Origin of the sequence: Paenibacillus lacisoli, from assembly GCF_030580655.1 — a bacterium.
Classification (GTDB): domain Bacteria; phylum Bacillota; class Bacilli; order Paenibacillales; family Paenibacillaceae; genus Paenibacillus; species Paenibacillus lacisoli.
In genome coordinates this window covers 525,545-537,371 of the sequence record NZ_JAUQTB010000003.1, presented here as the reverse complement: position 1 = coordinate 537,371, position 11,827 = coordinate 525,545, and the positions used below count along the sequence as shown (strand labels likewise).

The window sequence follows — 11,827 nt, the reverse complement described above, 5'->3', positions numbered from 1 at the left end:
CGGAAAATGAAAACGGAAAATATTATAATAATAGGAATGCTTGTTCCCGTGTTATTATACTCTTTTCCCGTCCTGTATGCAAACCATATGTCATGTATTAGGAGGCAATCATTTGTTGGATATTACAGCTTTGTTAGGCATCTTGGCCGGTCTTGCCGCATTGTTGATCGGCTTCCTCTGGGAAGGCGGCCAGCTGTCAGGCCTGCTTCAGGGAACCGCTGCCCTCATCGTATTCGGGGGCACTCTGGCCGCGGTGGCTGTCAGCTTCCCTCCCTCCCGTCTGCGTACCATCCCGCGTGCGCTGCAGCTGGCCTTCGGCCGTGAACGCAGTGATGGTGAGCAGTGGATCGAAGACATTGTGAACATGGCGGGAACCGCACGCAGAACCGGCGTGCTTGCGCTGGAGCGCGTCTCCCGTGAACATCCGAATGCTTTCCTGAAAGAAGGGATCCAGCTGGTCGTTGACGGTACCGAACGGGAACAGCTGCGTGAAATTCTGGAGCTTGAGATTGATGCCGTCGAACAGAAGCATGAAGCCTACGCCAAAATGTTCGAAGCTGCCGGCGGTTATGCCCCGACCATGGGGATCATCGGTACAGTCATGGGCCTGATCCATGTACTCGGCACCTTGACTGAGCCGGCAAATCTGGGCTCATCCATCGCTGTTGCATTCACAGCCACCCTCTACGGTGTGGCAAGCGCGAACCTGATCTTCCTGCCGATTGCCTCCAAAATCAAAGCCCGCGGTGAAGCGGAGGTTTTCACAATGGAAATGCTTCTCCAGGGCGTGCTTGCCATCCAGAACGGGGAGAACCCGCACCTGGTCCGCCGCAAGCTGCAGTACTACTACCGGAAGGACCGTAATCGTTCGTCTTCGGCTGAGGAGGAATTCGATGACCGGGCCCTCTAGACGGCGGCTGCGGCGGCGTTCAGGTAGAACTGGTGAACACGGCCGGGACCGGTGGATGATTACCTATGCCGATCTGATCACCCTGCTGCTGATCTTCTTCGTGCTTATGCATTCGGTCAGTAAGATCGACACGGACAAATACGACCTGGTAACCGATTCGCTGCAAAAGACGTTTATGTCCGGCAGTTCGGTACTCGATCAAGGCAGCGGTGTTACCGGGACAGGCCGTTCGGGCAGCAAGCAGACGGCAAATCCGCAGGATAACAAAACCAACGGCCAGAATACCCTGACTGAACGTGAGCAGGCATTCCGTACACAGGAGCAGTCCCTGCAGAACCTCATGAAGGTCATTCAGCAGTACGTGACTGACAACAAGCTGGGGGACCAGATTTTTGTATCGGACAAGCCGCAGGGCATCTCCATCACACTCAGTGACCGCTTTTTGTTCGATCCCGGACAGGCGGCGCTGAAATCCAACTCATCTCCGATCCTGTCCAAGCTGGCCAGCCTGTTCCGCAATCTGGAGATGACCGTCAGCATTGAAGGCCACACGGACAATATCCCGATCGGGCAGAATTCGCAGTATCGGGACAATTGGGAGCTGTCCGGGGCACGGGCCCTGTCGGTACTGCGTTTCTTCATCGACAAGGAGAAGCTTAACCCTGACGGGTTCCAGTATGCCGGTTATGCTGACACTCGCCCGGCAGCAGACAACAGTACCCCAGCAGGCCGTCAGAAGAACCGCCGGGTGGAAATTACGGTATTGCGCCAGCTTCAGGGAAAATAGCTCATTTACCTTTTACGTAAATAGCCCATTTACATGTATACACCATTCACAAAAGGCTGACCCACAGACGAGTTTCTGCCTGTGGGTCAGCCTTCCCTTTTGTCTTCCAGTTCATTCCTTATACATCTCGCCTTATACCGGCGGTCGCTTAAGCTCCTGCAGCACCCTCCTGCGGCCGCAGGATCACCGAGCCGATCGCCAGCAGGATGGCTGCCATCAGACCCAGCACGCTCAGCGGCAGCCAAATATCTGCGATCGTCCCTCCCGTACCGATGGTATCCATAGCATCAAACACCCATTTCTGCGGTACAAAATTCGCTGCCTTTTGCAGATAGTCCGGCATAATCTTGATTGGCCAGAAGCAGCCGCCCAGCATACAGGTCGGAATGATGATCAGCGTATTCAGCATACCTGCATTGCTCTGGTTGCGGATCAATCCGCTTACCGTGCTCGCGATTCCCATCGTTACGAGCAGGAAGGCCAGCATAATCAGCAGCTGCGCACCAAGCGGCAGGCCATAGTCATACCCTAATCCTCCGCGAGTGACGAGCAGAATGATTACGATCTGGATGGCCCCGACGGCGAAGCTGCCGATGAAGTTCCCCAGCACCATCTCGTAGGAGCGGACCGGCGCGCTGAAGATCCGGGCCATCGTTCGTTGAATGCGGTCCTGATTAATAATGGATACTGTACTTGTGATGAGCCCCATAAGGAACATGAGCGTGAACCCGGTCACATTGGTTAAACCCGGTTTGGTATAGAGCTGCTCATCTGTAATGGCTGCCTTGACCTGCGGCTGACTCATCCCTGCCAGCACCTGTTTGAAGCTGATGTTTCGCGTATTTTCATCCGGCGCTGCCACAGCCGCTGCTGCCTGGGACAGTCTTTCCACATTCTGCGCCAAATTCAGTTTAAAAGTGTAAGCCGGCTCGCTGTCGGTCAGCTCATAGGTGACCGCCTTCGGCTCTTCTCCAGCCAGCAAAGAGGAAGAAAAGTTCGCGGGCAGTGTAAAACCGAGCCATACATTGTGGTCTTTGACCGCCTGCTTGATCTCATCCTGATTTTTGGCTTCCATGAGGTGATACCCCCGTGACTTGGATAACTCCTGAACCAGGAAGCTTCCGGCCGGACCCTGATCCTGATTCAAATAAATAATGTTGTTCTCCGACGTATCATTTTGACCCAGCAGGGCAATGGTACCCGAGATTACGAGACACGGCAGAAGCAGGTAGAAGAATAGATCCTTCCTTGTTCGGATCATCCGCCGCATCAGGTTGAGGGCGATAGTCAAACTGTTCATTGATAGCCCACCTTTCTATATACGATTCCGGATAAGAGCATAACTACCCCGCCGATCGCGGCCAATACACCGATACTGCCCCAGATTTGACTGCTTCCTTCATGGAGCATCATATCGAGGATGGCTTGCATTCCCCAATGATTGACGGTAAATTTACCAGCTGTGGTGAACCAGTCAGCCTGGAGCACGATCATTCCTCCGCTGAAGAAAGTCATCAGCACCGCCAGCATTTGGATGGTTGAACGCGAGCTGGTCGGCGAAGGAATCAGCAGCGTAAGCAGGACGGACAGCGCCATGGATACCAGAACCATCAGCAGACAGATGAGTGCCAGCTGCAGCGGCTGATTGCCCCAGTCAACCCCGAACAATACGTTCGACAGTACAATGATGAACACGGCCTGGAAGCAAGCAATCAGGCTGTTGCCAATCAATTTCCCCAGAAACACACGGTGGACGGGAACCGGTGCGGTGAGCATCCGGGTCAGCGTAAAATTTTCTTTCTCCGCATGAAGACTGATGTTCAGAGTCAGGCCTGAATAGAGCAGGAACATCATCAGCATGGCTGCGGCATAATACTGGGCTGCTGTGTAGGCCGCGCCGGATTCACCGAGCGTGCCTGCCGATAGATAACGCTCCGTTGGCGGTGCCGAATCCGGAGAGTCCTGCTGCATGGCTGCGATTGCCTGCGGACCGAACTTGGCAGCCACCACCTGTATGTCACTGATGCGGCTGAGATAGGAAGTGAATATATTCTCCGCAATCATGTTCCCGTCGCGGCTTTTACCGAGGATCAGCTCAGGTGTAACATCGGTCCCCTGTTGGATTTTGGTGTCCATATCTGCCGGAATGACAACTGCAAAATCACGGTCACCATCCCGCAGCTGCTGCTCGGCCGCTTCCCGGGAGGCGGCTGGATACACCGCGATCAGCTTGGCGATATCCGGCGTCCGGACAAAACGCTCCAATGATGTTGGCTGTGCGCCGCCGCCACCTACCAGCGCTACCTTCGCCTGCTCCAGGTCCAGTTCTCCGGGATTTTCTGCAGCGAACTGGGAGCTTAAAGCTGTACCCAGAATGAAAATAATGATCATCGGCAGTATAAAGATGTTAATAACGACGGCCCGCTTAACGATCAGCCTTTTAATCTCAAATACGGCAATATGCCACAAGTTTCCCATGGTGTCCCCCCCTAATCCCGCAGCGTCCGGCCGGTTAGTTGAAGAAACAGCGTCTCCAGATCCGGCTCTTCGCAGACAAGTGACTGAATGGATACGTTATGCTTGGCACAAACAAACAGGATATCCTGCAGATTCAGCTGGGAGGAAGGCAGGGTGATTTCGAGTGTTCCTTCTTCGGCTGCCACCTGCGTTACATGCGGGAACAACTTCAGTTCACTTACTACAGCAGCTGTATCGTCATGGGTCTGAATAAGAATCCGTTCAGCCTGACCGAGACGCTCTTTCAGTTCTTTTTGTGTACCGGAAGCAATGACATGCCCCTGATCCATAATGGCAACCCGGCTGCTGATGGCGGCCACTTCCTCCATGTAATGACTGGTATAAATGATCGTTGAACCCATTCGGTTCAGCTCACGGACCGAGTCGAGAATATGATTGCGTGACTGCGGATCGATGCCGACCGTCGGCTCATCCATAATGATGACCTTGGGACGGTGGGTGATCGAGCAGGCAATGTTCAGCCGCCGCTTCATCCCGCCGGAGAAGGTTTGAGGCAGCTCCCTGGCATGATTTTGCAGACCTACGAACTCCAGCGCCTCCTGCACCCGTGCTTTGAGCTGATCTCCGCGCAGGCCGTATAGTTTGGCAAAAAAAGTGACATTGTCTACCGCCTTCATATTCTCATACAGCGCCAAATCCTGCGGAACCAGACCAATGCGGCGCTTTACATCCAGCGGGTGCTTAGCCACCGAGATACCGTCCACCCGGATTTCCCCGTGATCCAGACCGAGCAGACCGCCGATCATGCTGATGGTTGTGCTTTTGCCGGCACCGTTAGGTCCAAGCAGTCCAAATATCTCGCCGTCCTCCACCCGCAGGTTTAAATGATCCACTGATAACTTGCTCCCATACCGTTTAACGACGTCCTTCAATTCTACTACTGCCATTCGGCCTCACTCCGTTTCTTGTTCTCTTCAATGATTTCATTGTATCCTGCTTCGGCTCTGCCGACAGGTACTTGAGGTCATAACTTCAAGGTGACGAAAGTCACCTCCTGAGGGAATGGAATGATATGGTACAATAAGTAAAATGAAGTACAGGAGAACGGGTGAACTTACATTGAACTCAAACCGAAACTCAAACCAGAACTCAAATCTGGAGGCTGAGCCGAAAGCCAATATGAACGTCCATTCACTTTTCCTGCTGCGCTACGGGCTGATCCTCATCCCTGCCCTGTTAGCCATGTATATACAGAATGTGGGTAATTTAAGGCTGTACACGCTGCAAATCCTCGTTCTGCTCACGATTGCCGTATTCAGCCGATTTGCAGGTTCCAACCCGGCAGCGGTCACTGTCGCTGCCCTGGCGGAGATTATCTATGCAGGCTGGGTGGCGGGCCGGGACGGCGGTATTCTTTTTCTGCTCTCCTTCTCAGCCTTGTGCGTATACCCCTTTCTTCAGCCGCATCTGCTCAGGACCATGCTTTTCATCATCCATGCCTGGGTGGTGCTGCAGGCCGTCAGGCCGGAAGCGCCGGAGCTTCAGGGAGCAGCGGTTTTGTCCTTTATCCTGACTGCTTTTCTGGTCTGCCGGCTGAGAAATGCGCTGGAGCATGAGCATGAGGCTGTCGGGCTCTATGATAAGCTGCGGCGCAAGCATTTTGAGCTGGATGAAGCGAGACAGCAGCTCCTGTTGTTCGCAAGACAGGTCGAAACCACTGCCCAGCAGGAAGAACGCACCCGGATCTCCCGCCAGCTGCATGACGATATCGGCCACCGGCTCATCCGAATCAAAATGATGCTGGAGGCCTCGCTGCATGTCGTGCCTGCAGACCCGACCAAAGGCATGGAGCTCCTGCAGCAGATCCGGGATCAGGTATCAGACAGTCTGGAGAACATGCGGGCGGCGGTGAAGAAAATCAAGCCGGCCGTACGTCCTTCTGATTCGTATGCCCTTGACAGCCTGCTGGAAGAGACCGGAAGGGGGACCGGCATCAAGACCTGTCTGGAGACGAACGGACAGCCTTATCCCCTTTATCCGAGCCAGCGTGTGGTCCTGTACAAAAATGCCCGCGAAGCAATCACCAATGCGATCCGTCATGGCGGTGCTACGGAGATTACCATCATCGTAAATTATGGCCAGCAGGAGATTGGCATGACGGTGAGCAACAACGGGCGGCTGCCGGAGCATCCGGAGCGGCTGTCCAGTTTCTCTTTCTCCGGACTCGGCCTGAACGGGATGCGTGAGCGCACCGAGATGATGGGCGGCTGCATCGAGTGCCGGATCGAGGATCAAGCCTTCTTCCTGATCACACGGCTGCCTGTGTGGAAGGAGCATGAGTTGGCCTAGATTTCCTATCAACAAAGAACCATCCACGGTGAACCAGGAACAAAAAGCGAAGGGAAGTTATATCATGATTTCACTGCTGATTGTGGACGATGATCCGCTGATCCGCGAAAGTCTGAAGCTGATCTTGGGCATGAACCCGGAGCTGGAAGTGGCGGGCACGGCGGGTCATGGCGATGAAGCAGAACAGCTGCTTCTGGACGGCATGCGCCCGGATGTCATCCTGATGGATATCCGTATGCCCATCTGTGATGGGGTGGAAGGAACAAGGAAGGCTAAAGCCGTATCTCCGGACAGCAAGGTGCTGATCCTGACCACCTTCGACGATGACGATTTTATTATTGAAGCGCTCCGCAATGGAGCCAGCGGATATCTGCTCAAGAATATCCCGCCCGAGCGCATCATCCAGGGCATTCGTACCGTTCACGACGGGGATATGCTGATCCATCCCGATATTGCCTCCAAGCTCGCCGGGCTGCTGCGTACTCCGGCCCCCCGCCCGCCTGCAGCCGGCAATTCCGATTATGGTCTGACGCCAGCGGAAGAGAATATCGTTACTCTGATCTCAGAGGGCTTGTCTAACAAAGAGATTGCTGCCAGGCAGTTCCTGAGTGAAGGCACGGTCAAGAACTATATCACCGACATCCTTGGCAAGCTGAACCTGCGGGATCGGACACAGATTGCCATCTGGTACTGGAAACAGCGCAGCGTTTAGCTGTCGGGTCGCAAGTACGCACTAATAACGATTTATATGCCAAAAAGAGCCTGATTCTCAAGTTGAGAATCAGGCTCTTTTCACATGTCGGCAGAATTTCCGCTGCCGGAAGCAGCCCGGTCCTTGCGGCGGGCATTCAAGCTCATGGCGATCACGCGGTAAATGGAAGCCGGTTTGGCAGATACCGCCCATTCGGCTTCCTGATCCGGTGCCAGGATGACGCCCAGCTGGTGATGATCACCAGCAAAGATGGCACGCTGCAGGAATTTGCTCTCCCCCTGCAGATTCCGCACCTCCAGCTTGCAGAACGCCGGGTTCATGCGAAGGGCCCGGTGAAGCTCGGCTCTTGACGTGATCAGCACGCCATTCACCTTATAGATTACCTCGCCGGCGAGAATGCCCAGCTCCTTCGCCGGGCTGTCCGGCAGAACAGCCAGCACCCGCAGCCCGGCCTCGGGATGCACGAACAGCGGACTGTGCTGCTGCTCCTCCAGACTGCCGTACCAGATGATCAGCTCGTGAAGGAAGAAGCTGGCCAAGGCCGCTACAATCATCAGTGGACTCCACCAGGCGGCCAGCACACCAAGGATCAGCAGCACCAGGCTGTACATCACCAGCCGCTTGGCGGACACAGCGGCCTTCTGGCGGGGCAGCATGCTCTGAGTCATGCCGCTGAAGCCGATCAGGATCGGCAGTGCTGCCATACTGAAGCCGCCGCTCCAATCTCCGTGAAGCCAGCCCACCAGCGGCGTCCACGGCAGCGCGGCTCCTCCTTGTGCGGGAACTAGCAGCAGCAGCGGAATCGGCCAGTAATCTTCCATCTGATAGCCGCCGACGAGACGTCCGCGTTTGCCTTCAATAAACAGCGGCGTTGCCATTCGTCCTCCCTGCCAGCGGACCAGCACAGCTTCTGCAATATGTAAAACAGCGACCAGGATGAGCAAAGACGGAATATCCAGACCGCGGACCGTATCTACCGCCCGGCCGATCCAGCCTTCCGGCTGCCACGTCTTGGCAAAGCCAAAAATAAACTGCAGAACGCCCAACAGGCCAACAGCATAAGCAAAACATAAGTAGCGAACACGAAACAGCATCAGGATGGCCGCAGCAATCCAGATACAGATGACCGCTTCCGGTGTAAACTGAATGCCCAGCAGCAGGGACAGCAGTGAAATGCCAAGTCCTGCAAGCAGTCCTCCCCATGCCGTACGCAGCGTTTGAATCCCCCAGCCCTCAAGCCTTGTATGGAACAGCCTGCGCTCCAGCAGTGACTGCCGGCGGTAGCCCAGGGCAATTAATAGAATCGCGATATAATAAAATGGCTGTGCGAACAGCAGTAATAAAGCATCCGTCAAGTCCCATCCCAGTTGTACAGCCCATTCCAAGCTTCTCCACACTCCTCCCATTGAATCGTACCCTTCTTACACAAAAAGAAGGAAGGCTGAACCTCAGCCCTCCTTCAGCTTTACACTTATTTCGACGCGGATGCTGCAATTTCCTTCCCTACAAACTCCAGCCCTTTGTTCAGCTGCGTGTCATTACGCGGATCACGAATGCTCTCCACCAGCTTGGCTTCCAGCGCACTCGCCGTCTTGGCATCGATCGTGCCGCTTACGGTCAGCTTCTGCTTCGTCTGGAATGCCTTCACGGCCTGTTCGGTTGCACGGTCAAAATAACCATCCTGCCGTCCCGGCTTATAGCCGAGCCCGGTCAGCATCACTTGGGCGTTCTTCACGTCCGAGCTGTTCATATCATATTTCAATGTCTTGTCTTTGGCCAGCGGCGCTACCGTGAAGTATGCCGGCTGATCCACCGCGATATCCGGTTTGATGCCTTTCTTGTGAATCCAGCTGCCATCCGGTGTGAGCCATTTGGCAATTGTAATCTTGAGCAGACTGCCGTCCCCCATCTGCTTGTCATAGCTGGTCTGAACGGTACCTTTACCAAAGGAGTTTTCCCCAATGAGCGTAGCACCTGCAGACTGCTGCAGGGCGCCTGCCAGAATCTCGGATGCACTTGCACTTCCTTTGTTCATCAGCAGGGCAATCGGATAACTTTTGCCGCCACCTTGGGACTGCTCTTTTTCACGCTGCTTGTTTTTATCTTCTACTTGAACGATCACTTTGCCCTTCGGTACGAACTGCTGCGCAATATCAATAACTACAGACAGCACACCGCCCGGGTTGTTGCGGACGTCGATAACAAGGCCCTTCATTTTCTGAGCCTCCAGCTTCGCCAGCTCTTCCTTGAAGCGTTGACCTGTATTCAGCGAGAACTGGGTGATCGTGATAACCCCAATGCCGTTCGGCTTCATTTCGGAATGGACGGTCTCCAGATCGATGTCATCCCGTACGATCGTGTACTCCAGCGGATCGGTGGAGCCGGCGCGCTGGATCTGCAGTACCGCCTTGCTGCCTTTCGGTCCGCGGATTTTATTCACCGCATCATTCAATTCCATACCAGCCAGCGAAGTGCCGTTCACCGTCAGAATGATATCCTTCGCACGCAACCCCGCCTTCTCTGCCGGCGAGTTCTTGATCGGCGACACGATGGTTACCTTGCCGTTCTCCGAGGAGACTTCAGCTCCAATTCCGGTAAATGAACCTTCGATCTGTTCTTCAAACTGGGCTGCCGTTGTTTTACCCATGTAGTTGGAATACGGATCGCCGAGGGCTTCCATCATTCCATTAATGGCCCCGTCCACGAGCTTGGTGCGGTCCACTTCCTGATAATAGTTATTCTGGATCAGATCGAGTGCTTTCTGGATTTTGTCCAGGTCACTCTGCTTGTCCACATTGTTCGATATACTGGCCAGAATTCCTTCTCCAGCTGTCTGCTTGGCAAGACTGGTTGCACCTGTAAAAGCAAAGGTCAGCAGGCTGCCGCCAATCAGAGCTGCTACCATCAACCAGACTACCGTACTTTTTTTCATCATTAAGACATCCACCGCCTTTATTATTCCAGCATAGTATACGTCCTGCTTGTACGGAATATGTTCTCAACAGCATAACGATTCTGGAAATTTTGCAAAAAGCTGCCCCAGCCCTGCCCTCACGTCGAATAACGTCTTAGCAGAAGCTGAAGCAGCCTAGCTGTACTTGTAGCTTATCATGAATGCAGTATGGATGATAGATGAAATCCGGGATTACAGGTAATCCATCGGGTTGACCGGCACATTATGCAGACGGACTTCGAAATGAAGATGCGGTCCTGTCGACACGCCGGTCGATCCGGATTCCGCAATTTTCTGACCGCGCTTGACGGTCTGCCCAGACGATACCATAATGCCGCCGTCACGAAGATGGCCGTACATCGACCACAGCCCGTTGCCGTGATCAATGATAATCAGATTGCCGTATCCGTTCCACCATTCGGCCACGGTGACCACGCCGTCTTCGGCCGCATGTACAGATGTACCCTGCGGCACAGCCAGATCGACACCTGCATGCAGCTTGCGAACCCCGGTTACAGGGTGAACCCGGTAGCCAAATGTTGAAGAAATCCGGGCTCCCGATACCGGCATGGCAAAGGCACCGCCGCCGCCGTTATACGAGCTGGCATAGGTTGTATCAGATGCCTCGGACGAAGAGCTGCTCTGGCTGCTCTGCTTCTGCGCTGCCAGGGCGCGTTTCTTCGCGGCCGCTGCCGCTGCCGCCTTCTCACGCGCTGCCTTGGCTCTGGCTTCCTGCTCCGCTCTAAGCTGGTTCTTCTCCTGCACGAGCGAGGAGCGTTTTGTAGCCAGCGCCACCAGCAGGTCATTCTGCTCATTCGACAGAGAGTCGAACTGCTCGATCTTCTGATCATAGCCGGCGATCAGCACCCGCTTTTCTTTCTCCTTGCCTGCCAGCATGTCCTTGGCTTCCTGCTTCTGAGCATAGAGGCCCTTCACGTATTTGTACTGTCCTTCGAGTTCTTCCTGCTTCTGAACGACATATTCTTTGTCCTTCTTGTGCTCGTCCAGCAGCTGCTGATCCTGATCCACAATCATCTTGAGCGAGTCAGCCCGATCGAGAAAGTCACTAAAGCTGGTTGACGACAGCAGGACATCCAGATAAGATACATTGCCATCTGTATACATCAGACGGACGCGTGTCTCCAGCAGCTTCTCGCGCGCTTTGATCCGTTCCTCCGCTTCGGCCAGTTCTTTCTTGGTCGTACGCAGATTTTCTTCCGTCTGTTCAATATCGCGGCTGACCCGGGTCAGCTGGCTGCCTACACTCTCGATCTCACCGAGAACATCCTCTAGTGTCTGGGTTGTCTTGTTCTTGTAGTGTTGTGCTTCCTGCTTGTTCTCAGTAGCATTCTTCTGTTCCTGCTTGGCTTTATGCGCCTGCTGGTCCAGCTGATTCAGCTGTTGATCAATTTCATTCATACTCTTGGCATAACCGTTGGAAGGTTGAATGATTAATGAAGCCAGTAAAGTGACGGCTGCCAAAGCTGCTGTTCTTTTCAACTTGCACTCCCCACCCTTTATCTCAATACTGTCAGCCTGATCGCTGCAGTCCTGCATTTTTTCCCTTTCACGCCCGACTATGTTGTTATCGACGGCCGCAGCCGCATAGTTAAGGAATCCGCGCTATTTATAATAAAA

10 protein-coding genes are annotated in these 11,827 nt (G+C 54.2%); 4 read left to right on the top strand and 6 right to left on the bottom strand.

From position 1 onward, the window contains the following. The first annotated feature begins 115 nt into the window (after positions 1-115). Together Q5741_RS09350 and Q5741_RS09345 are read left to right on the top strand one after the other, a co-directional pair. Positions 116-910 carry a flagellar motor protein gene (locus Q5741_RS09350; protein WP_305023836.1) on the top strand — a complete coding sequence of 265 codons (795 nt, stop codon included), beginning with the start codon at positions 116-118 and terminating at the stop codon, positions 908-910. Then, entirely contained in the window at positions 894-1,697 is an 804-nt protein-coding gene (locus Q5741_RS09345; RefSeq protein WP_305023797.1) for a flagellar motor protein MotB, read from the top strand. Before Q5741_RS09350 ends, Q5741_RS09345 begins: the two co-directional genes overlap by 17 nt. A gap of 148 nt (positions 1,698-1,845) precedes the next feature. On the opposite strand, the gene Q5741_RS09340 is transcribed toward Q5741_RS09345, so the two are convergent. The 3 genes from Q5741_RS09340 to Q5741_RS09330 are packed head-to-tail and all read right to left on the bottom strand — an operon-like array spanning position 1,846 to position 5,122. Beyond that, positions 1,846-2,997 carry an ABC transporter permease gene (locus Q5741_RS09340; protein ID WP_305023796.1) on the bottom strand — a complete coding sequence of 384 codons (1,152 nt, stop codon included), beginning with the start codon at positions 2,995-2,997 and terminating at the stop codon, positions 1,846-1,848. Then, positions 2,994-4,175: an ABC transporter permease gene (locus Q5741_RS09335; RefSeq protein WP_305023795.1), complete on the bottom strand. Its 1,182-nt coding sequence runs from the start codon at positions 4,173-4,175 to the stop codon at positions 2,994-2,996. Before Q5741_RS09335 ends, Q5741_RS09340 begins: the two co-directional genes overlap by 4 nt. Positions 4,176-4,186: 11 nt before the next feature. Further along, positions 4,187-5,122, bottom strand: a complete 936-nt coding sequence (locus Q5741_RS09330; protein ID WP_305023794.1) for an ABC transporter ATP-binding protein — start codon at positions 5,120-5,122, stop codon at positions 4,187-4,189. Positions 5,123-5,354: 232 nt separating this feature from the next. On the opposite strand from Q5741_RS09330, the gene Q5741_RS09325 reads away from it, so the two are divergent. After that, a complete protein-coding gene (locus Q5741_RS09325) occupies positions 5,355-6,524 on the top strand; it encodes a sensor histidine kinase (protein WP_305023793.1) in 1,170 nt (389 codons plus the stop codon). 64 nt (positions 6,525-6,588) lie between these two features. After that, complete coding sequence (locus Q5741_RS09320) at positions 6,589-7,236, top strand: response regulator (RefSeq protein WP_305023835.1); 648 nt, start codon at positions 6,589-6,591, stop codon at positions 7,234-7,236. Between the two features lie 80 nt (positions 7,237-7,316). On the opposite strand, the gene Q5741_RS09315 is transcribed toward Q5741_RS09320, so the two are convergent. From Q5741_RS09315 to Q5741_RS09305, 3 genes are all read right to left on the bottom strand, one after another. Continuing rightward, positions 7,317-8,621 carry a PDZ domain-containing protein gene (locus Q5741_RS09315; protein ID WP_305023792.1) on the bottom strand — a complete coding sequence of 435 codons (1,305 nt, stop codon included), beginning with the start codon at positions 8,619-8,621 and terminating at the stop codon, positions 7,317-7,319. Between the two features lie 86 nt (positions 8,622-8,707). Continuing rightward, the gene (locus Q5741_RS09310) at positions 8,708-10,171 is read right to left on the bottom strand and encodes a S41 family peptidase (RefSeq protein WP_305023791.1); all 1,464 of its coding nucleotides are present in this window, start codon (positions 10,169-10,171) and stop codon (positions 8,708-8,710) included. Between the two features lie 210 nt (positions 10,172-10,381). Next, entirely contained in the window at positions 10,382-11,689 is a 1,308-nt protein-coding gene (locus Q5741_RS09305) for a murein hydrolase activator EnvC family protein (protein WP_305023790.1), read from the bottom strand. Positions 11,690-11,827: the final 138 nt, after the last annotated feature.

Excerpts from the sequence above, each read along its gene's own strand:
- Q5741_RS09325 (WP_305023793.1), top strand. The coding sequence starts at position 5,355 with ATGAACGTCCATTCACTTTTCCTGCTGCGCTACGGGCTGATCCTCATC.
- Q5741_RS09310 (WP_305023791.1), bottom strand. The coding sequence starts at position 10,171 with ATGATGAAAAAAAGTACGGTAGTCTGGTTGATGGTAGCAGCTCTGATT.
- Q5741_RS09330 (WP_305023794.1), bottom strand. The coding sequence starts at position 5,122 with ATGGCAGTAGTAGAATTGAAGGACGTCGTTAAACGGTATGGGAGCAAG.
- Q5741_RS09335 (WP_305023795.1), bottom strand. The coding sequence starts at position 4,175 with ATGGGAAACTTGTGGCATATTGCCGTATTTGAGATTAAAAGGCTGATC.
- Q5741_RS09320 (WP_305023835.1), top strand. The coding sequence starts at position 6,589 with ATGATTTCACTGCTGATTGTGGACGATGATCCGCTGATCCGCGAAAGT.
- Q5741_RS09345 (WP_305023797.1), top strand. The coding sequence starts at position 894 with ATGACCGGGCCCTCTAGACGGCGGCTGCGGCGGCGTTCAGGTAGAACT.
- Q5741_RS09340 (WP_305023796.1), bottom strand. The coding sequence starts at position 2,997 with ATGAACAGTTTGACTATCGCCCTCAACCTGATGCGGCGGATGATCCGA.